Annotated in this window: 22 protein-coding genes and 1 tRNA gene; 15 read left to right on the top strand and 8 right to left on the bottom strand. The window is 65.3% G+C overall.

Features of this window, described 5'->3' with window-relative positions:
* The first annotated feature begins 85 nt into the window (after positions 1 to 85).
* Complete coding sequence (locus tag B4400_RS21715) at positions 86 to 310, top strand: heavy-metal-associated domain-containing protein (RefSeq protein ID WP_078291806.1); 225 nt, start codon at positions 86 to 88, stop codon at positions 308 to 310.
* A gap of 27 nt (positions 311 to 337) precedes the next feature.
* Here the strand turns inward: B4400_RS21715 and B4400_RS21710 are convergent, their stop codons facing one another.
* The gene (locus tag B4400_RS21710) at positions 338 to 1,144 is read right to left on the bottom strand and encodes a class I SAM-dependent methyltransferase (protein WP_078356037.1); all 807 of its coding nucleotides are present in this window, start codon (positions 1,142 to 1,144) and stop codon (positions 338 to 340) included.
* A gap of 167 nt (positions 1,145 to 1,311) precedes the next feature.
* Here B4400_RS21710 and B4400_RS21705 point away from each other — a divergent pair, with 167 nt between their 5' ends.
* The 5 genes from B4400_RS21705 (at position 1,312) to B4400_RS21685 (ending at position 4,842) form a co-directional block, all read left to right on the top strand.
* Positions 1,312 to 2,712: a PPE domain-containing protein gene (locus tag B4400_RS21705; RefSeq protein ID WP_078312719.1), complete on the top strand. Its 1,401-nt coding sequence runs from the start codon at positions 1,312 to 1,314 to the stop codon at positions 2,710 to 2,712.
* Between the two features lie 152 nt (positions 2,713 to 2,864).
* On the top strand, positions 2,865 to 3,902 hold the full coding sequence (locus tag B4400_RS21700) for an NAD(P)/FAD-dependent oxidoreductase (RefSeq protein ID WP_078312782.1): 1,038 nt from the start codon (positions 2,865 to 2,867) through the stop codon (positions 3,900 to 3,902).
* On the top strand, positions 3,899 to 4,246 hold the full coding sequence (locus tag B4400_RS21695) for a YidH family protein (RefSeq protein ID WP_078312720.1): 348 nt from the start codon (positions 3,899 to 3,901) through the stop codon (positions 4,244 to 4,246). The genes B4400_RS21700 and B4400_RS21695 overlap by 4 nt, the downstream gene beginning before the upstream one ends.
* 74 nt (positions 4,247 to 4,320) lie before the next feature.
* Positions 4,321 to 4,395 (top strand) — tRNA-Thr (locus tag B4400_RS21690).
* 42 nt (positions 4,396 to 4,437) lie between these two features.
* Positions 4,438 to 4,842 carry an HNH endonuclease family protein gene (locus B4400_RS21685; protein ID WP_078312721.1) on the top strand — a complete coding sequence of 135 codons (405 nt, stop codon included), beginning with the start codon at positions 4,438 to 4,440 and terminating at the stop codon, positions 4,840 to 4,842.
* A gap of 8 nt (positions 4,843 to 4,850) precedes the next feature.
* Here B4400_RS21685 and B4400_RS21680 read toward each other — a convergent pair whose 3' ends face one another.
* The gene (locus B4400_RS21680) at positions 4,851 to 5,600 is read right to left on the bottom strand and encodes a hypothetical protein (protein ID WP_078312722.1); all 750 of its coding nucleotides are present in this window, start codon (positions 5,598 to 5,600) and stop codon (positions 4,851 to 4,853) included.
* 116 nt (positions 5,601 to 5,716) lie between these two features.
* Between B4400_RS21680 and B4400_RS21675 the strand changes: the two genes are divergently transcribed.
* Together B4400_RS21675 and B4400_RS21670 are read left to right on the top strand one after the other, a co-directional pair.
* A complete protein-coding gene (locus tag B4400_RS21675) occupies positions 5,717 to 6,457 on the top strand; it encodes a response regulator transcription factor (RefSeq protein ID WP_099051502.1) in 741 nt (246 codons plus the stop codon).
* Positions 6,454 to 7,968 carry a sensor histidine kinase gene (locus tag B4400_RS21670; protein ID WP_176112826.1) on the top strand — a complete coding sequence of 505 codons (1,515 nt, stop codon included), beginning with the start codon at positions 6,454 to 6,456 and terminating at the stop codon, positions 7,966 to 7,968. The genes B4400_RS21675 and B4400_RS21670 overlap by 4 nt, the downstream gene beginning before the upstream one ends.
* Here the strand turns inward: B4400_RS21670 and B4400_RS21665 are convergent.
* Positions 7,940 to 8,344, bottom strand: coding sequence for an HIT family protein (locus B4400_RS21665; protein WP_078312723.1), 405 nt, complete (start codon positions 8,342 to 8,344; stop codon positions 7,940 to 7,942). The genes B4400_RS21670 and B4400_RS21665 overlap by 29 nt on opposite strands.
* A 9-nt stretch (positions 8,345 to 8,353) precedes the next feature.
* Positions 8,354 to 9,316: an EamA family transporter gene (locus B4400_RS21660; protein WP_078312783.1), complete on the bottom strand. Its 963-nt coding sequence runs from the start codon at positions 9,314 to 9,316 to the stop codon at positions 8,354 to 8,356.
* Positions 9,317 to 9,388: 72 nt separating this feature from the next.
* On the opposite strand from B4400_RS21660, the gene B4400_RS21655 reads away from it, so the two are divergent.
* Positions 9,389 to 10,282 (top strand): LysR family transcriptional regulator, encoded by an 894-nt coding sequence (locus tag B4400_RS21655; protein WP_078312724.1) that lies wholly within the window; start codon positions 9,389 to 9,391, stop codon positions 10,280 to 10,282.
* A 3-nt stretch (positions 10,283 to 10,285) separates the two neighbouring features.
* Here the strand turns inward: B4400_RS21655 and B4400_RS21650 are convergent, their stop codons facing one another.
* The gene (locus B4400_RS21650) at positions 10,286 to 11,140 is read right to left on the bottom strand and encodes an alpha/beta fold hydrolase (protein WP_078312725.1); all 855 of its coding nucleotides are present in this window, start codon (positions 11,138 to 11,140) and stop codon (positions 10,286 to 10,288) included.
* On the bottom strand, positions 11,137 to 12,915 hold the full coding sequence (locus tag B4400_RS21645) for an N-acyl-D-amino-acid deacylase family protein (protein ID WP_078312726.1): 1,779 nt from the start codon (positions 12,913 to 12,915) through the stop codon (positions 11,137 to 11,139). Before B4400_RS21645 ends, B4400_RS21650 begins: the two co-directional genes overlap by 4 nt.
* 108 nt (positions 12,916 to 13,023) lie before the next feature.
* On the opposite strand from B4400_RS21645, the gene B4400_RS21640 reads away from it, so the two are divergent.
* Genes B4400_RS21640 through B4400_RS21630 form a run of 3 tightly spaced genes read left to right on the top strand, consistent with a single transcriptional unit; the run spans position 13,024 to position 15,543 of the window.
* Complete coding sequence (locus tag B4400_RS21640; protein WP_078312727.1) at positions 13,024 to 13,620, top strand: TetR/AcrR family transcriptional regulator; 597 nt, start codon at positions 13,024 to 13,026, stop codon at positions 13,618 to 13,620.
* A gap of 32 nt (positions 13,621 to 13,652) precedes the next feature.
* Positions 13,653 to 14,912, top strand: a complete 1,260-nt coding sequence (gene purD, locus B4400_RS21635; RefSeq protein ID WP_078312728.1) for a phosphoribosylamine--glycine ligase — start codon at positions 13,653 to 13,655, stop codon at positions 14,910 to 14,912.
* 10 nt (positions 14,913 to 14,922) lie between these two features.
* Positions 14,923 to 15,543 (top strand): hypothetical protein, encoded by a 621-nt coding sequence (locus B4400_RS21630; protein ID WP_139360418.1) that lies wholly within the window; start codon positions 14,923 to 14,925, stop codon positions 15,541 to 15,543.
* Here B4400_RS21630 and B4400_RS21625 read toward each other — a convergent pair.
* On the bottom strand, positions 15,540 to 16,349 hold the full coding sequence (locus B4400_RS21625; protein ID WP_078312785.1) for an alpha/beta hydrolase: 810 nt from the start codon (positions 16,347 to 16,349) through the stop codon (positions 15,540 to 15,542). The genes B4400_RS21630 and B4400_RS21625 overlap by 4 nt on opposite strands.
* 63 nt (positions 16,350 to 16,412) lie before the next feature.
* Positions 16,413 to 17,240, bottom strand: coding sequence for a twin-arginine translocation signal domain-containing protein (locus tag B4400_RS21620; protein ID WP_170915075.1), 828 nt, complete (start codon positions 17,238 to 17,240; stop codon positions 16,413 to 16,415).
* Between B4400_RS21620 and B4400_RS21615 the strand changes: the two genes are divergently transcribed.
* The 3 genes from B4400_RS21615 (at position 17,227) to purB (ending at position 20,626) form a co-directional block, all read left to right on the top strand.
* A complete protein-coding gene (locus tag B4400_RS21615) occupies positions 17,227 to 18,444 on the top strand; it encodes a pyridoxal phosphate-dependent aminotransferase (RefSeq protein ID WP_078312731.1) in 1,218 nt (405 codons plus the stop codon). The genes B4400_RS21620 and B4400_RS21615 overlap by 14 nt on opposite strands.
* Before the next feature lie 70 nt (positions 18,445 to 18,514).
* Positions 18,515 to 19,198, top strand: a complete 684-nt coding sequence (locus tag B4400_RS21610; RefSeq protein WP_139360415.1) for a TetR/AcrR family transcriptional regulator — start codon at positions 18,515 to 18,517, stop codon at positions 19,196 to 19,198.
* A gap of 9 nt (positions 19,199 to 19,207) precedes the next feature.
* On the top strand, positions 19,208 to 20,626 hold the full coding sequence (gene purB, locus B4400_RS21605) for an adenylosuccinate lyase (RefSeq protein WP_078312732.1): 1,419 nt from the start codon (positions 19,208 to 19,210) through the stop codon (positions 20,624 to 20,626).
* The last annotated feature ends 3 nt before the right edge of the window (positions 20,627 to 20,629 follow it).

The following is a 20,629-nucleotide window of genomic DNA, read 5'->3' as shown; positions in this document are numbered from 1 at the left end:
TCAAATGGGGCGCATAAACGCCCTGCCATGGAGGCCTCGCGCCTTCACATCTGTTGTGAATAAACATTTCAGGAGGAAACACGATATGTCCGAGCAAATCTTCGCCATCAGCGGGATGCACTGCAACTCGTGCGTCATGGGAGTGACGGAGGCGCTGACCGCACTCGATCCGGTGCGCGAGGTGTCCGTCGATCTGGATCCCAAGGGTGCGTCGACAGTACGGGTTCTGTCCGACAGCGTGCTGTCAGTGGAGGAAGTTCACGACACGCTTGTGCGTGCCGGCGGTGATTTCGCCGTCGCCGCCGGATAGCGTCTACCCGACGAAAGCTGCAGTACTTCAGCCGAACTCGATCACGGTGTGAGGTGCGCGCAGCCGGTCGAGACCGGGCAGTGCGTACAGCATCGGGCCGGCCCAGCGCAGTACCTTGCCACGCCCGGCGGGCATCCGCAGCTCGCGCACGCTGCGGATGCCGGGGATGGCGCGGAGTTCTCCGTACTGATTTGCGGTGAACGAGAAGGGCATTGGTGGAACGGTGTACTGCTCGCTGAGTCTCATGCCGCGCTGGGAGTGCGTACTCAGGAACTTAGGCACAGAATCGAAAACCAGCCTTCCATCGGGAAAACGCTTGGCGCACTCGGTGATCAGATCGAACACCGGCTCGCGCTCCAGGTACTGGAAGAGGCCCTCGGCCGTGATCAGCACACCACCCGAGCCGTCGACCCGGTCCATCCATGAATAGTCGAGCGCGGATTGGGCACAGTAGTGCAACCGGTCCGATCGCGGGAGCAGCTGCTGGCGCAGCCGCACGATGGGCTCCAGATCCACCGATATCCAGGTGAGCTCGCCGTTGTCGACGCGCCAGAAGCTCGTCTGCAATCCCTCGGCCAAGGCCACCACACTCGCACGAGGATGCCCCGTCAGATACTCCCGCGTGGCTGTGTCGAATATCAAGGCGCGCAAGGCGGTAGCTTGGTGTGTGCGCCCGAAATGCTGGAAATCGTAATCAAGGCTGGTGTGCAGTGCGATGGCCATGGGGTCATCAATGATGCCGTCCGGCCGGGCCGCCTCGGTCGCCCGTTGATGCAGCGTGAGCAGTGCGGTCTCAGACACGCCGTCGAGGTGTCGAGCATCGATGACTGGCATGGGCCCGACTGTACGGGACGGTTACGGTACGTGGGAATTCCTGGCGCGCAACGATACATGTGATTTCGGACGCTGATTCTGATTGTGCGGGAACTTTCTGACGCAGGGTCCGACTACTCCCATGGAGACGCGAAACCGTTTGCGTCTATTCAGCAGGGAGGCGGCGTGTGACGGCACCGATATGGATGGCGGAGCCGCCGGAGGTGCATTCGGCGCTGTTGAGTGCGGGACCCGGTCCGGGCGCGGTGCTCGCCGCCGCCGTGCAGTGGCAAGAGATCTCGGACAACTACGCGCGCACGGCCGTCGAGTTGACCCAGGTCTTGGCCGGAGTTCAGGCAAGCAGTTGGCAGGGGCCCAGCGCGTCGGAGTACGTAGCGGCTCACGGGCCGTACCTGGCCTGGCTCGAGCAGTCTGCTGTCGAGAGCGCTGTCATTGCCACCCAACATGAAACAACCGCGGCGGCCTATGGCGGCGCGCTGGCGGCCATGCCCACCCTGGCCGAGCTCGCCATCAACCACCTCACGCACGGAGTGCTGGTTGGCACGAACTTCTTTGGAATCAACACCATCCCGATCGCGCTCAACGAAGCCGACTACGTCCGCATGTGGGTGCAAGCGGCGGCCACCATGAGTGCCTATCAGGCGACCGCCGAGGCCATGACGTCGGCGATACCGCCGACCCAGCCGGCACCCCCGATTCTCGGGCCCGGCGGTGAGGCCCGCAGTGACCAATCGGATGTCCCGGGTTCTCCGGACCAGATCATGAAGATGTTGCAGGGTTTTCAGCAGTGGTTCGAGAAGATGGGCTTCAACCCGGCGACCTCTGCCGTGCTCGCCGTGATCATGCTTTTCCTCTACGACTTGCTCTGGTACCCGTATTACGCCTCGTACCTGCTGCCGTTTCTCATTCCCGCTCTCAGTGGGCTCAGCGGTTTGGCGGCACTGGTACACCTTCGGCCCGCTCCGGCAGCGGTTCCGGCTCCGGCGGCAGCGCCCTCTGCGGACAGGCCAGCATTGCGGGCTGTGCACCGTCCGGAGGCGGGGATGGCGGCTGTGCCCCTGCCGGCGATGTCCGCGTCCCCTTCAGGCGGCTCGGCGCCGGCCACTCCCACGCAGGGCACTACCGCCCCGGCTTCCTCCGCCGCTCCGGCATCAATGAGCGGGATCACCTATGCCATACCCGGTTTGGTGCCGCCCGGGGTGAGCTTTGGCCCCAAGGGCACGGCGAAATCGTCGGATTCCGTCGTCGACACGATCGATGCCGCCGCGGCGGCGAGTGTGGCCGCGGTGGCTCCGGCTCGGCGCAGACAGCGCAGCAAGAGCAAGGCGCGTATCGGAGGCCAGCGCTACGAATACCTGGAAGAGACTGCCGGTATGGGTGCAACGGCCGAGTACTCCACCGAGACCGGCGCGACCAATAGGGGTGCCGGCAAGCTGGGATTCGCAGGCACGGCGCCCGCCGCGACCAGTGCACACACCGCCGGGACGGTCCGATTCGGATCGGATGACACCCGGCAGGTGGTCCCCATGCTCCCGAGTACCTGGGAAACGGACAATACAGAACAGTGATAGCCGTTCTACCTGTGTTTATAAGTAAAACTTTGGGGCTGTTCACGGATTAGTCACTACTCACGGGCTTCTTTGCGCAGAACAATCGAAGACAGTCACCGGAAGCATCGGCGGTGGCGTTCCTGGATTTTCACGCAGAGAAGGGCAGAACAGTGAGTGAATACGGGTGGACAGTGGTCGGCGCGGGCCCCGCGGGAATCGCGGCAGTGGGGAAGCTCCTCGATCACGGAGTGCCGCCCGGCTCGATCGCCTGGATCGACCCGGAGTTCGCCGCAGGCGACTTTGGTACGAAATGGCGTGCCGTGCCGAGTAATACGTCGGTCAAGCTGTTCATCAACTACCTGACGGGCTCGCAATCCTTCCGGTTCGCCCATGCACCGCATTTCGCGCTGAACGATCTGGCGCCCACGGATACCTGTCTGCTTGGCGATGTGGCGGATCCGCTGGTGTGGATTACCGGGCAGCTCTGTGAGCAAGTGAGGGCCCTGCGCACGACGGCGACGGGTCTGGCACTGCAGGGCGGCCGGTGGACCGTGCGGACCGAGACGGGTGATATCACTTCGAAGAACGTGATCCTCGCGGTTGGTTCGGTTCCCAAGACGCTCGACTACCCGTGGTTGAACGAGATCCCGATCGAGGCGGCACTCAATCCCGAGAAGCTCGCTGCGCTGCCGCTCGAGGGGGCCACCGTTGCGGTGTTCGGCGCGTCACATTCGAGCATGATCGCCTTGCCCAACCTGCTGGCCGGTACGGCGGCCAAGGTCATCAACTTCTATCGCGGACCGCTGCGTTATGCGGTCGACATGGGGGACTGGACGCTGTTCGACGACACTGGTTTGAAGGGGGAGGCCGCACGCTGGGCGCGGGAGAACATCGACGGAGTGCTGCCCGACCGGCTGCAGCGCTGCCTGGTCGAGAGCCCTGAATTCTCCGAGCTGCTCCAGAGCTGCGATTACGCCGTCTACACCGTCGGATTCAGCCCGAGGCCAATACCCGCTGCGCCGCAGTGGGGGCACCTGGAGTGCAATGCCGCCAATGGGATCATCGCTCCCGGTCTGTTTGGGGCCGGAATTGCGTTCCCCGAGTATCGGATTGACCCGATGGGCTTCGGTGAACACCGCGTGGGACTGCAGAAGTTCATGGATCGCCTCAACAAGGTGCTTCCGTTGTGGCTGAAGTACGGTTCGTGAGCGTCGGCGAATCCGTTGGCGCCGAACCCGATTACCGATTCACGCTCGCCAACGAGCGGACATATCTGGCCTGGGTGCGTACCTCGCTGGCGCTCATCGCCAGCGGGGTAGCCCTCATGCAGTTCGTTCCGGAGTTCTGGATTCCGGGTGCCCGGCATGTGGCAAGCATCCTGCTGGTCATCACCGGTGGCGTGCTGGCGATGGCCGCCGCGCGACGGCGGCGCCGGGTGCAGGACGCCATGCGCCGTGATGCCGACCTGCCACCGAGTCATATGCCGACATTCCTCAGCATCCTGCTGCTGGTGATGGTTGTGCTGCTGGTGGCGCTGCTGCTCAACGGCTAGCGATGTGCCAGGCCGCGTGGGTGGGCTCCAAACATGTCATCGACGAAGACCGCTAGGATGTTCGACGTTCCATCGCCTCCGTAGCTCAGTGGTAGAGCACCCGCCTTGTAAGCGGAAGGTCGTCAGTTCAATCCTGACCGGGGGCTCCACAAGGGATTCGAGTTGTCAGTACCTGCCCTTAATTTCAACCCATGAGAACGTGCCTCGGCTGTGGAAGGTCACTTTCCACGCGCAGTCAGAAGGTCTATTGCAGCAACGCCTGCCAGGCGATGGCTAGGCGTGACGAGCGCGTCAAACTGTGGCTCGTATCGGGCGAGGCATGGGTCGACGGTCGTCGCGGACATTACGTCCGCGCGTTTCTCGCCGAGGCTCAATCGGGCCGTTGTGCGATCTGCAGCGGCGCGAGCATCTGGCAAGACTCCCCGCTCGTACTGGTCCTGGACCATATCGACGGAAACCCCGCCAACAATTGTCGAGAGAATCTTCGGCTGGTCTGCCCCAACTGCGACTCTCAACTACCGACCTACAAGAGCCGCAATCGCGGCAATGGCCGCAGTTTCCGCAGGCAGCGCTATGCGGACGGAAAGTCGTACTAGCCCGCCGACTAGATCTCACCTTCGATAATCCGCTCGGACCGTATCGGCCGCGGTGCGCCGGACGGTCGCGACGGCCGACGGCGCGGCAGGAAACCGCCCAGCGGACCGACCACGGAGCTGAGCGCTGAGACGGTATCGGTCAATAGCTCGATGGTGGGCGTCAGCGCATCGATGTTGGGCGCCACCTTGGCGGCCGTCTCCGACAGGTTGGCCAACTGCTGCAGCGGACCGTCCTTCGCGGTGAATTTGTCCAGGACGCCCTCTTCGCGCATCAGCCGTTCGAGAATCCCGTCCTCGGCGAGCAGCTGGTCGACCAGCCCGCCCGGTGCCAGCGCCCGGTCCAGTGCGCCGTCCTGTGAGGTCAGTCTGTCGACGGGCCCGTCCTTAGCGAAGAGCCGGTCCAGGACGCCGCCGGGTTCGGTGAGTCGATCAGCAAGCCCGCCGGGCGCCATGACGCGCTCCACCGGCCCGCCCGGCCGCAGCGCCCTGCCAATCGGTTTGTCTTCCTCCATGAGCTCGGCGACCTTCATCGCCGACTGCAACGGGCTCTTGCGTCCGGCCAGCCCCAGCAGGGATTCGACGGTGCCCACCAGGCCCGACCCGGGGGCATCGCGATGGCCGTCGTGGGGCTGCCCGTCCGGAAGTTCAGCGAGGATCTCGCGCCCGGTATCGATCGCCTTGGCGGCCACTGCCAAGCCGGTATCGGCAACGGCCAGCGAAATCTTGAGCGGCGCGGTGAGCAGCGACACCAGCTTCATGGCACAACTCTAGGGTGACTTTGCGTGGTTGGCTGACAATCTCCTGTGAAGAACTCACAGGAACCTCACAGCGAAGATCCAGCGCACCGTAAATTTTGAGGGGAAGATTGTCGGAGGTGAGCATCACGACTGAGACACACCAAGGAACTTTTCCCGCCAACGGCACCACCCCCGCCAAGGTGCTGGTGGTCGACGATGAGTCGAACATTGTCGAATTGCTCTCGGTCAGTCTGAAATTCCAGGGGTTTGACGTCTACACCGCCGACAGCGGCGCCGCCGCCCTGGATCTGGCCCGCACGGTTCGTCCCGATGCGGTGATCCTCGACGTGATGATGCCCGGAATGGACGGATTCGGCGTGCTGCGCCGGCTGCGGGCCGACGGTATCGATGCGCCGACGCTGTTCCTGACCGCCCGTGACGGTCTGCAGGACAAGATCGCCGGGCTGACGCTGGGCGCCGATGATTACGTGACCAAGCCGTTCAGCCTGGAAGAAGTGGTCGCCCGGCTGCGGGTGATCCTGCGTCGCTCCGGGATGGGCTCGGAGCCGGCTCGCAAGTCGCGACTCAGCTTCGCCGATATCGAGCTCGACGAGGACACTCACGAGGTGTGGAAGACCGGCGAGCCGGTTGCGCTCTCGCCCACCGAGTTCACGCTGCTGCGGTACTTCATGATCAACGCGGGCACCGTGCTCAGTAAGCCCAAGATCCTCGACCATGTGTGGCGTTATGACTTTGGCGGCGATGTGAACGTCGTCGAGTCGTACGTCTCGTATCTGCGGCGCAAGATCGACAACGGTGAGAAGCGGCTATTGCATACGCTTCGTGGCGTGGGATACGTATTGCGCGAGCCGCGGTGAGTAGCCGCCCCGGCGTTCGTCGGGGTGTACCGCTGCGGGTGAGCCTCGTGGTCGGAACCTTGGTTCTGGTTGCGCTGGGGTTGGTGGCATCTGGCATTGCGGTGACTACCACCATGCAGCGCACCATGATGAACCGCGCCGATCGCGAGCTGATCGACGCTGCGAATGGGTGGGCGAACCGGCCACCTCCACCCCCGCCTGCCTTCGACACCAATCGGCATCGGCCCCCGTCCTTGTTCTTCATCCGCACCACCGATGACCGTGGGCGGGTGGTCATCATGCTCAACGATCGCGCGCGCGCCGATCCGGACCTGCCATTCGACAACGATGTGGGCGGCCGCCCCGTGACGGTGCGCTCGGCCGACGGCACTACGGAGTGGCGTGCGGTGTCCCGCCACGACGCGCTGGGCGGGTACACCACCGTTGCCCGGGACATCACCGATGTGCGCACCACGGCCCGCGACCTGCTGTGGTTGCAGGTGGCGATAGGGATCGCGGTGCTGACTGTGCTTGGTATCGCCGGATATTGGTTGGTGCACCGCAGCCTGCGTCCGCTGGCCGAAGTAGAGGCGACGGCAGCCGATATCGCCGCGGGTCATCTCGATCGACGGGTACCGGAACGCGACCCGCGCACCGAGGTGGGCCGATTATCGTTGGCGCTCAATGGAATGCTGGCGCAGATTCAGCGTGCGGTGGCCGATTCGGAAAAATCGGCCGCAACCGCTCGAACTTCGGAGGAGCGCATGCGCCGGTTCATCACCGATGCCAGTCATGAATTGCGCACACCCCTGACCACCATCCGTGGCTACGCCGAGCTCTATCGCCAGGGTGCGGCCACCGACATCGAGCTGGTGCTGGGCCGTATCGAAGGGGAGTCGACCCGCATGGGTCAGCTCGTGGAGGACCTGCTGCTGTTGGCGCGACTGGACGCGCATCGGCCCATGGAGCAGCGGCTCGTCGACCTGCTGGTACTGGCCACTGATGCTGTCCACGATGCGAAAGCGACTGCGCCCGAACGCGATGTGGAACTGGAAGTCTTCGATGGCCCCGGCACCCCGGAGGTCATCGGCGACGAGCTGAGGTTGCGCCAGGTGCTGGGCAATCTGGTGAGCAACGCGCTCGGGCACACCACCGCCGCCGTCCGGGTCCGGGTGGGCACCGAGGGAGACGACGCCGTCCTGGAGGTCATCGACGCCGGGCCGGGCATGACGAAAACCGACGCCGAACGCGTCTTTGAGCGGTTCTATCGCGCGGACACGTCACGTACCCGCAGTAGCGGCGGAACCGGGCTGGGGCTGTCGATCGTCGACGCCCTCACCGCCGCACATGACGGCACCGTCACCGTGCATACCGCGCCCGGTGAGGGTTGCCGATTCGAGGTGCGGCTGCCGCGTGCCGATATGACCGACGACGAAGCCGAGATCGAGGACGTAGATACTGAGGTGTCGGAGGCTGAGGTTTCCGCGCCAAAGATCGTGCGGACTAGCCGATCTCAGCCAGCGCAGCCTTGATTTTCGCCTGTGCCTCGTCGAGGGATTCCGCCGAAGCGTTGGGGTCGGCGTTCTCAAAGCTGAAATCGGTCAGCGTGAAGCCCGGGAAGACATGGATGTGCAGGTGTGGCACCTCCATGCCCGCGATGATGTAACCGGCACGCGGTGCGTCGAAGGCCTTGCGGATGGCGCGGCCGACGCGCTGTGCGACGAGATTGACCTTCGCGAAAACGTCCGCGTCGATGTCCTGCCACTGGTCGATTTCGGCTCGCGGCACCACCAGGGTGTGTCCCTGGGTGATCGGTGCGATGGTCAGAAACGCGACGACGTCGTCGTCCTCGTAGACGAACCGACCGGGCAGTTCTCCGTTGATGATCTTCGTGAAGACGCTGGACATGTCCCTAGGTTAGTGGCCCGCCGTCTGGGCGCAGGCTGCGGACAGCTCGCGGGACACGGGTGCATGCGCGTCGCTACGGGCGGCTGGGCGCACCGTCATGCCGATCAGGCAGCCGGTGATTACCACCGCCGCACCCGCGAGTTCCAGGGCCGTCGGTTGCTCGCCGAGGGTCAGCCAGGACGCGGTGATGCCCACCACTGGGACCAGGAGCGAGAACGGCGCCACGCGGCTCGCCGGGTACAGGCCCATCAGGTAGGTCCACAGGCCCAGGCCGACGACGGTGGCCAGCAGCACGATGTACACCAGGCCGCCGAGTGCGATAAGTCCGCTGCGTTGATCGATCGAGGCCAGCGCGCGCCAGCCTGCCGATGGTCCCTCGGTCAGAGCCGACAGCGCGAACAGCGGTATGGGCGGCACCACCGACATCCACAGGGTGAGGCGCAATGGCGTGCGCGGATCGGTGTTGCCCGCCATGGCTTTTCGGCTCCCGATATTGCCGAAGGCCCAACCGAGGGCGCCGAGCAGCGTCAGGATTACCGGCACCAGCGCGGTGGACGCACCGTGTGCTGCGCGATCGGCCGCGATCAGCGCCATGCCGCCGACGGCAAGAGCGATACCCGCGATCTGCCGGCCCGACATCCGCTCGCCGAGCAGCAGCACGCCCAGGATCGCGGTGAAGGGCGCCGAGGCCTGTAGCACCAGGGAGGCGAGTCCTGTCGGCATCCCATTCGCCATGGCAAGGAACAGGAACGCGAACTGGACGGTGCCGAACCCGACTCCGTACAACAGGAACCACCGCATCCGAACCCGTGGCCACGGCACGAACAGGATCACCGGAACCGCCAGTACCGCGAATCGCAGCCCGGCGAAGAAGACCGGCGGGAAATGTTCCAGCCCAGCGTGGATGGCCAGGAAGTTGACACCCCACAGCACCGCGACGGTCAGTCCGAGGAGACGGTGCCGGGTTGTCATGCCGTCGATCCTGCGCACCGAATCGATTCAGCACAATCTAATTAATGTGCACTATTAATGTAGATTTTCTTCATGGACCTGCGTCGCCTGCGGATTCTGCGTGAGTTTGCCGATCGCGGCTCCGTCGGCGAGGTCGCCGATGCGATGAGGCTCACCCCTTCGGCGGTATCGCAGCAGTTGAAGGTGCTGGCGCGCGAGGCGGGCGTGGCCCTGCTGCGGCAGGACGGCCGGGGTATCGCCCTGACGGAAGCCGGCCGCGCGCTGGTGCTGCGCGCCGACGAGGTAATTGCCGCTGTCGACCGGGCGGCGGAGGAGATGGTGGCCTACCGGGAGGGGACACAACCGGTTGTGCGGATCGCATCGTTCCCCTCCGGTGGGAGTCTGCTGCTGCCCAGGCTTGTCGCCGCCGTCGAGGGGGTGGTGGATGTGCGACCAGGTGACGAGGACGTGACCTACAGCGAGGCCCCCGGGTTGCTGACCGAGTACGACATCGTTGTCACCCACCGGGACGAGCGGGCCGCCGCCCTGCGGTCTGCGCGGGTGTGGTCGATGACGCTCATGCGAGAGCCGATCGATCTGCTGGTGCATAACGATCACCCACTGGCAGGGCGTGGCTCAGTGACGCCGGGTGAGCTGGCGGACGAGACCTGGATCAGTGTCCCCGAGGGGTTCCCGGTGGACGATGTTCTGGTCTCACTCGGGGTATCGGCGGGCATTCGGCCCCGAGTCCGGTTCCGGTTCAAGGATTTCCAGATTGTCGAAGACATGGTGGCCCACGGTCATGGCATCGCGTTGATGCCGCGATACGTGAGCCGGAGCCCGCGGGTGGCGCGGCTGGTCATCCGCGAGGTCCGTGCCGGGCGGCTGTACGAGGTGCTGGCCCGTCCCGGCGCCCAGCACCGGCCGGCAATTGCCGCGGCCATCCGCGGGTTACAGGACGCCGCGGCGGTACTGGAATCCCGGTAGGCGCTAGGAAGAGTGCTCGGCGATGTGTTCGAGAACCAGTGCCGCCGTTTCGTTGGGCCGCTCCTCGGCGATCCAATGGGACACGCCCTCGAAGACCTCGAAACGATAGGGCGCGTCGACGTACTTGGGATTGGCATCGGCCGCGGCGCGAGTCACCGCGGAGTCCCCGTCGCTCCAGATGAAGAGAGTGGGCACCCGTACGGCCCGCGCCGGTGACCGCAGCGAATACCGCATCGCCCGGTACCAATTCACCGTTGCGGTAGTAGCTCCGGGCTCGCTGAACAGTTCCCGTATGCGCTCGGCGAGCCGGTCGGAGACCTTCATCCACTTCTTGCCGAACTTTTGGAACGATTCCCTATCGTTGAAGCTGAACAGCCATTCGGGAAGTCGTGGGATCTGGAACAGCAGCATGTACCAGGAATGCAGGATCTGGCCGCGCGGCATGGCATCCCGGAATGCGCGTGGGTGCGGCACCGACAGCACGGACGCGGTGTGCACCCTGTCGCCGTGGTTTCCGGCAAGCTGCCAGGCCACCGCAGCGCCCCAGTCATGCGCCAGCACATGGAATTTCGGAACCCCGGCCTGATCGGCGAGGGCCAGGATGTCGCCCGAGAGCTTGTCCAGGGCGTAGTTGCGCACGCCGATTGGCCGGGCGCCGGGGGAGTAGCCCCGCTGGTTGGGCGCCAGCACCCGGAATCCGGCGTCCGTCAGCTTCGGAATGATCTCCGACCACATGGTCGCCCGCTCAGGAAAACCATGCAGTGCAACGATCACCGGTCCGTCGAGCGGGCCCGCGTCGATGACGTCGAAGGTCAGCCCGTCATGGGTGAACGTCGACAGGCGTGTCGCCGCGCTCATCGGACCGCGAGCTTCTCACCGGCCTTCAGATACCGGCCGGTCTGCAGATCGTGTCCGTACCCCTCGATGAACTCACCGAGACGGAACACCACCTTGCCGCCTACCGCGGCGGCAATGACGGTCTCGTCATTGCGGTTCACCATGCGAGACAGGTTGTCGAAGAACGGAGCCTGCGCCTCGTTGTAGGCGTCGACGCTGCTGTCCAGCTTCTCCGGGTCGATGATGACGAAGTCGGCACGGTCGCCCTCACGCAGGTGCCCGGCGTCCAGCCCGAACCAGTCAGCCAGTTCGCCCGTGAGTCGATGCACGGTGTGGCCAAGGGACAAGACGGGTTTCCCGGCCTTCTGGGCGTCGTTCATGCGCTTGAGGAAGCGCAGGTGGAAGTTGTAGAACGCCATATTGCGCAGGTGCGCACCGGCATCGGAGAAGCCCAGCTGGAAGTTGGGGTCCTTGGCCATCTCATCGAGCACCTTGGGGCGGTGGTTGCCGACGGTCGTCGTCCAGCGGACGTTCTTCTCGCCGTTCTCGACCAGGACGTCCAGGAAGGCATCCAGTCCCTCGATTCCGCGCTCGTCACCGATCTGACCGAAGGTCTTGCCGATCAGCGCGGCGTCGGGGCATTCCACGATGACGGCATCGTGGAAGTCCTTGTGCCACAGGCCTGGCTTGTGCTTCTTGAGGGCGAACTCGCGCCGGAATTTGCGGCGATACTCCTTGTCGGCCATCAGTTTGTTGCGCTCCAGCTGCTCCTTGATGTGCAGGGCGGCGGTGCCCGCACCGAACTCCTCGAACACCGGCAGATCGATGCCGTCGGAGTACAGCGTGAACGGCACGGGCAGGTGCTGGAACTTGACGTTGGACTTGAAGATCTTGTTGCCGATTCGGGCTGCGGCGCTGAAGAACACGTTAGCGCCCTTGATGCTCTTGGAGTCGGCCGCGACCAGCAGGCTGACGGGAACAGCCTTGCGGCGCTTGAAGAAACGTGTTCCCGTGGACAGGAAGAACAGCACCGCGGTGGCCGGGTTGTTGATGTTCGGGGCGCTCTGCAGGATGCGATCACGCTTGCGCAGCACGTTGATGAGGCGCCACCGCTCATGCCACCATGCGTAGGTCGACGGCAGCGCGCGCGAGCGGTAGCGGTCCCCATCGAGCTTGTCGATCGGGGCGTCCATGCCCGACATCCCCAGCATGCCGGCATCGAGTGCCTTCTCGAGCATGTCAGCCATCCGGTCGAGTTCCGTGCGAGTGGGGAAGGACCAGTTGTTGGTGGCGCGGCCCAGTCCCATGACGGCGGTGCGCAGATCCGAGTGTCCCAGGAAGGACGTCACATTGGGGCCGAGCGGCAGCGCGTCGATCTTCTTGACGTAGCTTTCCGGATCGGTCCAGTCCTGGAACTCGTTGAGCGCGCCGATCACATGCTTGCGAGGCACTGCCTCCACCCGGCTGAATAGGTCGGCGGCGTCCTCGGGCTTGGCATAGACGGTCGACATGGAACAGCAGCCCAGCACGATGGTGGTGACGCCGTGGCGCACCGACTCGTCGAGGCCGGGGTTGAGCAGCACCTCGGCGTCGTAGTGGGTGTGCATATCGACGAATCCCGGGAGCACCCACTTGCCACCGGCATCGATCACCTCGGGGCAATCGGTCTCGTCGAGCTCCGCGGTGGAGACGGTGGCAACCCGCCCCTCCTTGATACCGAGGTTGGCCCTACGGGGTTCGGAATTGGTGCCGTCGAACCAGAGGCCATCGCGAATGATGAGGTCGTAGTCGCTCATGGGGGCTGCCCTTCGTTGGGTGTTACGGCGAGTCTAAAAAAGATGGCAACCAATCACAATGTTAGTGATGGGGGCCACATTGGAGCGGTATTCCTCTAGTGTGCACCCGTGAGTCCCACCCAGGCCGAGCGCCGTGAATCCACGATCGCGCGGCTGCTCGATTCCGGTATCGGCACCATCGCTGAGCTGGGATATTCGCGTGCCTCCGTGCAGCGGATCGCGAAGCGGGCTGGGCTCTCCTACGGGGCGCTGTTCCGGCATTTTCCGACTGTCGGTGAGTTCATGGCTGCGGTGGCGCGCGAGACGTTGCGTCGCCAGCTGGCCACTGTGCGCGCGCAGTTCGATGAGGCAGGCGATCGCCTTACCGAATTCGAGGACGTGATGGCGGTGATGCGCTCCCTCAAGGAAGAGCCCATTAACGCCGTGCTCTACGAACTCATGGTGGCCGCGCGTACCGACTCCCAGTTGCGGGAGACCTTGCAGGTCGCGGTGGCCGAATACGGCGCTCAGATGGTGGCGCTGGCGCGATCGGTACCGGGGACCGACCGGCTATCCGACGCGGACCTCGTCACGTTGGTCTTCATGATCACTGACATGTTCGACGGGGAGGCACTGGTGAAGACGCTGCGTCCCTACCCGGAGCTCGTCGCGGGCAGGGACGAGCTGCTGGCCAAGCTGCTGCGGGGATACCGCCCGGATGCATAGCCAGGCATACCCGAGCCGATAGGGTCTGGGGCATGCGCGTCCTTGTCATTGGGTCCGGTGGCCGTGAACACGCTTTGTTGATCGCCCTCAGGCGTGACCCGAGCGTCGACTATCTGGCGATAGCCCCCGGCAATGCGGGCACCGCAGCCGTGGCCGAGCAGCATGCCGTTGACATCGGCTCCGGTGCCGAGGTCGCGGCGTTGGCTGCCAAGCTGAACATCGATCTCGTCGTCATCGGCCCCGAGGTGCCGTTGGTGCTGGGTGTGGGCGACGCCGTCCGTGCGGCGGGTATCGCGTGCTTCGGCCCCTCGGCGGCTGCCGCGCGCATTGAGGGTTCCAAGGCGTTCGCCAAGGACGTCATGACGACCGCGGGCGTGCGCACCGCGCGCAGCGAAATCGTTGACAACCCTGCGCATCTGGATGCCGCGCTGGACCGGTTCGCGAGCGAGCCGGCCTGGGTGGTCAAGGACGACGGGCTGGCAGCGGGCAAGGGTGTGGTGGTCACCGACGATCGCGCCGCGGCTCGTGCTCACGCCGCGAGCCTGCTCGACGACGGCCATCCGGTGCTGCTGGAGTCCTTCCTGGACGGGCCCGAGGTCTCGCTGCTGTGCATTGTCGATGGCGAGACGGTGGTGCCGCTGCTGCCGGCCCAGGACCACAAGCGAGTCGGTGACGGCGATACCGGTCCGAACACCGGCGGCATGGGCGCGTACAGCCCGCTGCCTTGGCTGCCCGACGAGACCGTCGCCGAGATTGTCGACACCATCGTCAAACCTGTTGCCGCTGAGCTTGTTAAACGCGGCAGCACGTTTACGGGAGTTCTGTATGCGGGGCTGGCGATCACCTCGACCGGCCCGTCTGTCGTCGAATTCAATTGCCGCTTTGGCGATCCCGAGACGCAGGCGGTGCTGGCGCTGCTGGAATCGCCATTGGGGCAACTGCTGAATGCCGCCGCGACCGGCGTCCTCGAGGACTTCGGGCCACTGCGCTGGCAGAAGGGCAGTGCCGTCACAGTGGTGCTGGCCGCCGAGAACTATCCGTTGCGTCCGCGCACCGGCGACGTGATCACCGGCTCCGAGGCCGAGGGCGTGCTGCACGCCGGGACAACCCGTCGGGAGGATGGCGCCGTCGTGTCCTCGGGTGGCCGCGTGCTGTCCGTCGTGGGTACCGGTACCGACCTGCGGGCCGCGCGGGCCGACGCCTATGCGAAGATCGAGGCAGTTCGCCTGCCGGGCAGCCACTTCCGTAGCGATATCGGATTGGCCGCCGCCGAGGGGCGCATCAGCGTCTAGGGGCGGGCAGATGCGACACCGGTGGGTGATCACGGGAACGATCGTGGTGGTTGTCGCCGTCGTGCTGCTGGCGGTGAGCTGGAAGTCGAACACGTCCCAAGCCGTGCCGGCGCCTGATGTCCATGAACTGTCTTTGTGTACTGCCTTTCTCGCCGTCAGTGAGCGTGCCGCACCCGAATTCGACGACTTCGCGAAACTGACAAAGGGTCGCACGTGGTCGTGGCAGGACACGCGGATCGGACCTGCCGCCTCGGCGCTCAGCCAAGCCTTGCGGCGTGAGGCGGAATCACTGCGGGTGTTGATGCCAGATGATCATGCCGACCATGGAATGACGCTGGAGGCGGACATCCGTGGAATGGCGCAGGACGATGTTGTGCTCGCCAGCAAGCTGGCTCGGCGTGATGGCCTGCTCGTGATCGACGCGCTGGTCCTCCGTTACGAATTCGCGCATCAAGCGGCGGCGCGTTCCTGTGAAACGGCCCGTGAGTTTGATGGCATCAGGCAGGAACAAGTGCGTCAGTGCGAAGACCGGCGGTCGGGTTCGATTGCCAACTGGTGGACGGTCCGTTGTGTGCAAGCGCCCAAGGAACCCTCGATGACCTTCGAGATCCCCCCGAATCCGGGACTCTAGGCGGCCAGGATCGGCGCGATCCAGCTCAGTGCCTGCGGGACCTGAGATAACCAATACCCGCCCTCATGCGCGCCCGGACCGAACTCGCCGGCTGGCGGTGCCGCCAGCTGCTCGGCGAAAACCTTACTGGCGGTGTAGAACCTGTCGTCATAGCCGGACGACACCCACACCGGCATCCCGTTGAGCTGGGGTCGCCCGAAAACCGAGTTCTCTTCCCAGTTTTCCTCGTTGTCGAAGGCGTCTGCGGTGGCTTCGGGATAGGACAGCCAAATCGACGGGCTCACCGCGGCGACGGCGGCAGTCCGGGGCCCGCCCAGGCGAGCGCCGTTGAGCAGCGCGCCGTAGCCACCCGCGGACCATCCCATGAAGGCGACGCGGGAGATGTCGAGCCCCTCCTGGTCGGCGAGCAACGGCAGAAACTCGTCGATGATCATCGCGCCGGGATCGTCGCCGTTCTGGTGCGGATGCCAGTAGCTGTTGCCCCCGTCGATCGCGGCGACCGCGAAGGGCGGGGCCCCTGCCGCGACCAAATCCCCGAGCATCCGCTCGTAACCCCAGTAGATGGTCCGCTCAGCGTTCTCGTCGCGGCCGTGCAACATGATGACCGGGCGCACGGGCCAGTCGACTCCGGGCGGCCTGGCTACCTTCCACCCGGTGGGAATGCCTCCACGGGCCTCGGAGACGAAGGACCCGCTGGTGACGTCGGCGGCAGCCCGTGCGGGTGCCGCCAGCGTCGGAAGAAGCGCAGCACCAGCCCCGAGCGTGGCACCCATCTGCAACAGGCGACGTCGGCTGATTTCGGTCACGGCGCCATAATGCCAGCGGATGGCAAACCCGTCGAGGTCCAACCAGTTGATCCGGCAGTCGTCCTACGCGGTGAGCAGGGGCGACATCCAGGCCAGTTCCGCGCCGATTTGCGAGCTCCAGAAGGAGCCGTCGTGGCCGCCGGGACTAAACCCGCCCGCGGGAGGAGTCGGCAGCTGGGCGATGAATTGCTTGGTGGCGCTGTAGAACGGATCGCTGTCACCGCAGTCGATGCGCAGCGGGATGGAGTTCAGCGCGGCCAGCCCCCATACCGAGTTGGCGGCGTAGTCGTCGGCGCTATCGAAGGCACCCGGCGCCGCCGCACCCGAGGATGTCCACAGCGCCGGACTGACCGCGGTGATGGCGGCGGTGCGTCCGGCGCCCAGGCGTGAGCCCAGCAGCATGGCGCCGTACCCGCCCATGGACCAGCCCAGGAACGCGACGCGCGAGGTGTCCAGTCCCTGCTCGGCAAGCAGAGGAATGAATTCGCTGAGCACCATGGCGCCGGAATCCTCGCCCGAGGCCCGCTTGTGCCAGTAGCCGCCGCCACCGTCGACGCTCACCAGGGCAAACGGCTTGGCGCCCGCGGACACGGCCTGCGCCAGCATGTTCTCTACGCCGCCTTCCATGACTCCGGCGGCTGTCTGGCCCTTGCCGTGCAGCGCGATGATGGGCCGGATAGGTCCGGTGACGCCGGGTGGCCGTGCGATACGCCATTCGGTGCGGACGCCTCCGCGCGCCGCGGAGACAAACGAGCCCGCGGTGATGGCGCCGTCGGCATGGGCGGGGAATGCTCCCATACCGGGGAGAGTGGCGAGTGCGGCGCCGGCACCGGTTGCCGCGCCAAGCTTGAGTAGGGAGCGTCGGGACAGATCGCGCATGTCGACCATCATGCCGGTTCCGTCCAGATCCGAGAGATTCGATAGCGTCGCAGCCGTGGTAGCTCTCTCGCAGCGCTCTGATGTTCCGCCGTTCTACGTCATGGACGTGCTGACGGCGGCCGCTGCGCGCCAGCGTACGCACGGGGACGTGATCTCCCTGGCCGCCGGGCAGCCGTCGACGGGTGCTCCCGCGGTGGTTCTCGACGCGGTGCGCCAGGCACTCGGCACGCACGTCCTCGGATACACCGAGACACTCGGACTGCCGGAGCTGCGTGACGCGATCGCTGAGTACCACCGTGAGCGTTCGGGCGTCGAGGTCCAGGCGGACGATGTCGTCGTCACCACGGGATCCTCGGGCGGATTCACGCTGCTGTTCCTCGCGGCCTTCGACGTCGGCGATACCGTCGTGATGACGCGGCCCGGATACCCCGCGTACCGTAATTGCCTTGCCGCACTGGGCTGCCGGGTTGTCGAGATCGACTGCGGTCCGCAGACGCGATACCAGCCCACGGTCGCGATGTTGGAGGCCGTCTTACAGGAGGAAGGACGGCCGCCGGCAGGTCTCATCGTCGCCAGCCCCGCCAACCCCACCGGCACCATCATCGACGCAACCGAGCTGGAGGCGCTCGCGCTGTGGTGTGAGGCCAATGGCACCCTACTGATATCCGATGAGATCTATCACGGACTGTCTTACGGCGACCAAAAGACCTCCAGTGCATGGGAGTTCAGCCGCGAAGCGGTGGTGATGGGCTCGGTGTCGAAGTACTTCTCAATGACGGGCTGGCGGCTGGGCTGGATGCTGGTGCCGCGCCGGTTCCTGCGGGCCGTCGATCGGCTGTCCTCCAACTTCACCATCTGTCCGCCGGCCGTATCTCAGTACGGAGCGTTGGCGGCGTTCAGCCCCGAGGCGCGTGTCGAGCTCGACGGGCATGTGTGCCGGTACGCGGCCAACCGGACCCTGCTCATCGACGGTCTCGCCGCAGCGGGAATCTCCAAGATCGCGCCCCCCGACGGCGCGTTCTATGCATATGCCGATATCGAGCACTTGACCGGTAACGCCGAACAATGGTGTGCGGACCTGTTGGCGCGCACGGGGGTAGCCGTCGCGCCCGGCATCGACTTCGACACCGTGCACGGTCGCCACACCATCCGCCTGAGCTTCGCGGGAAGCCCAGATGCGATCGAGGAGGCGTTGGCGCGGCTTGGTCGGGGCTGATGCCGACTGCTTGCATGAGATAGCGCAAAACGCCCGTGAGGATGCGTCGCTGCTGGCAGCATGACATGACGTGACACTCAGGCAGCAGGTGGAGGTGTTCCCCGACGGGAATGCCGTGCACCGTCCGCAAGCCACCCCCAAGGGGGAGCGGAGGCGGCGTGCCCTGATCACTGCTGCAGCTGATCTATTGCGAGACAATGGTATCGATGCGGTGCGGCACCGTGCCGTGGCACAGCGCGCGGGCCTGCCACTGGCGTCGACCACGTACTACTTCTCCTCACTGGAGGACCTCATCGCGCGGGCCGTCGAGCATGCGGGAGCCCACGAGCTGGAACAGATCCAGGAAAGGCTGTCGTTGGTTCAGTACCGGCGCCGTGGAGCGTCCGCCACCGCCGAGGCGGTGGTGGAACTGTTGTTCGGCACGCCGGGCTATGGCAGCGGGGAACAGCTCGTGTCCCGGTACGAGCGTGAGCTGGCATGCAGTCGCCATCCTGAACTGCGCGAGGTGCAGCAGAGGTTGCGTGGGCAACGCGACGACGCGGTGGCCCAGGTTGTCCGCCGGTCCGGTCGTTCCATCGACAACGACCGTGTCGCGGTGCTGATTTCAACAGTCGACGGGGCGATGGTGGGTGCGCTCACCGAGGCCGCCAGCAGTCCGCAGGCGACGGCGACGGCGATGCTGGTGGACGTCATCGACGTGCTTGCTCCCCTGGAAGCCGAACAGCTGGCCGAGTCGATTTCCTACCCCCCATAGACTCTAGTTGTGCAAATCCCTAACGTTCTGGCATCCCGGTACGCGAGCGACGCCATGGTTGCGCTCTGGTCGCCGCAGTCAAAGGTGGTGCTGGAGCGCCAGTTGTGGATCGCTGTGCTGCGCGCACAACGCGATCTCGGCATCGATGTTCCCGACGGCGTCATCGAGGATTACGAGCGGGTGGTCGAGAACGTCGACCTGGATTCGATCGCCGCGCGCGAACGTGTCACCCGCCACGATGTGAAGGCGCGTATCGAGGAGTTCAACGCGCTCGCCGGGCATGAGCACATCCACAAGGGCATGACGAGCCGCGACCTCACCGAAAATGTGGAGCAGCTGCAGATCCGCCGGTCGCTGGAGTACGTCCACGCGCATGGCGTCGCTGTGGTGGCGCGGCTCGCGCGTCACGCCGTGGAGTACCGGGACGTGGTGATGGCCGGGCGCAGTCACAATGTGGCTGCACAGGCAACCACCTTGGGTAAGCGGTTCGCGTCGGCGGCCGACGAGACGCTGATCGCGCTGACTCGGTTGCGGGAGCTTTTGGACCGGTACCCGCTGCGCGGGATCAAGGGTCCGATGGGCACCGGGCAGGACATGCTCGACCTGTTCGACGGAGATGTGGTCAAGCTGGCCGAGCTGGAGGACCGTGTCGCAGGATTCTTGGGCTTCTCCAGCACCCTGACCAGTGTTGGTCAGGTGTATCCGCGCTCGCTGGACCACGATGTGGTGTCCGCGCTCGTTCAGCTCGGCGCCGGCCCATCCTCGCTGGCGCACACGATTCGCCTGATGGCGGGGCACGAGCTGGTCACCGAAGGTTTCGCACCTGGGCAGGTGGGCAGTTCGGCGATGCCCCACAAGATGAACACCCGCAGCTGCGAGCGCGTCAACGGCCTGCAGGTGATTTTGCGCGGGTATGGCTCCATGGTCGCGGAACTGGCTGGGGCGCAATGGAATGAAGGTGACGTGTTCTGTTCGGTGGTGCGACGTGTCGCGCTGCCCGATGCGTTCTTCGCCATCGACGGGATGATCGAGACCTTCCTGACGGTGCTCGACGAGTTTGGTGCGTATCCGGCGGTGATCGACCGGGAGCTGCGTCGCTACCTGCCGTTCCTGGCGACAACCAAGGTGTTGATGGCTGCGGTGCGTGCTGGGGTCGGCCGCGAGGAAGCCCACGAGGTCATCAAGGAGCATGCCGTCGCGACGGCACTCGCCATGCGCGAAAAGGGCGCCGAGCCAGACCTTTTGGGCTTGCTCGCCGCAGATCCCCGGCTACCGCTGGACGCTTCGGTGCTTGAGGCCGCGCTGGCGGACCGGGCGTCGTTCACCGGTGCCGCCGCCGATCAGGTCGATCGAGTGGCGGCCACGGTCGCGGCACTTGTCGACACCCACCCCGAGGCCGCTGCCTACAACCCGGGCGCCATCCTGTAGCTC

This window comes from Mycobacterium sp. D16Q13 (assembly GCF_002013375.1).
Taxonomy (GTDB): Bacteria; Actinomycetota; Actinomycetes; order Mycobacteriales; family Mycobacteriaceae; genus Mycobacterium.
This window is presented reverse-complemented; position numbering and strand designations above follow the sequence as displayed.

What these genes read in the sequence shown, in the direction of transcription:
- B4400_RS21715 (WP_078291806.1), top strand. Translation starts at nt 86, where the DNA reads ATGTCCGAGCAAATCTTCGCCATCAGCGGGATGCACTGCAACTCGTGC.
- B4400_RS21710 (WP_078356037.1), bottom strand. Translation starts at nt 1,144, where the DNA reads ATGCCAGTCATCGATGCTCGACACCTCGACGGCGTGTCTGAGACCGCA.
- B4400_RS21685 (WP_078312721.1), top strand. Translation starts at nt 4,438, where the DNA reads ATGAGAACGTGCCTCGGCTGTGGAAGGTCACTTTCCACGCGCAGTCAG.
- B4400_RS21680 (WP_078312722.1), bottom strand. Translation starts at nt 5,600, where the DNA reads ATGAAGCTGGTGTCGCTGCTCACCGCGCCGCTCAAGATTTCGCTGGCC.
- B4400_RS21665 (WP_078312723.1), bottom strand. Translation starts at nt 8,344, where the DNA reads ATGTCCAGCGTCTTCACGAAGATCATCAACGGAGAACTGCCCGGTCGG.
- B4400_RS21660 (WP_078312783.1), bottom strand. Translation starts at nt 9,316, where the DNA reads ATGACAACCCGGCACCGTCTCCTCGGACTGACCGTCGCGGTGCTGTGG.
- B4400_RS21655 (WP_078312724.1), top strand. Translation starts at nt 9,389, where the DNA reads ATGGACCTGCGTCGCCTGCGGATTCTGCGTGAGTTTGCCGATCGCGGC.
- B4400_RS21650 (WP_078312725.1), bottom strand. Translation starts at nt 11,140, where the DNA reads ATGAGCGCGGCGACACGCCTGTCGACGTTCACCCATGACGGGCTGACC.
- B4400_RS21645 (WP_078312726.1), bottom strand. Translation starts at nt 12,915, where the DNA reads ATGAGCGACTACGACCTCATCATTCGCGATGGCCTCTGGTTCGACGGC.
- purD (WP_078312728.1), top strand. Translation starts at nt 13,653, where the DNA reads ATGCGCGTCCTTGTCATTGGGTCCGGTGGCCGTGAACACGCTTTGTTG.
- B4400_RS21630 (WP_139360418.1), top strand. Translation starts at nt 14,923, where the DNA reads ATGCGACACCGGTGGGTGATCACGGGAACGATCGTGGTGGTTGTCGCC.
- B4400_RS21615 (WP_078312731.1), top strand. Translation starts at nt 17,227, where the DNA reads ATGTCGACCATCATGCCGGTTCCGTCCAGATCCGAGAGATTCGATAGC.
- B4400_RS21620 (WP_170915075.1), bottom strand. Translation starts at nt 17,240, where the DNA reads ATGATGGTCGACATGCGCGATCTGTCCCGACGCTCCCTACTCAAGCTT.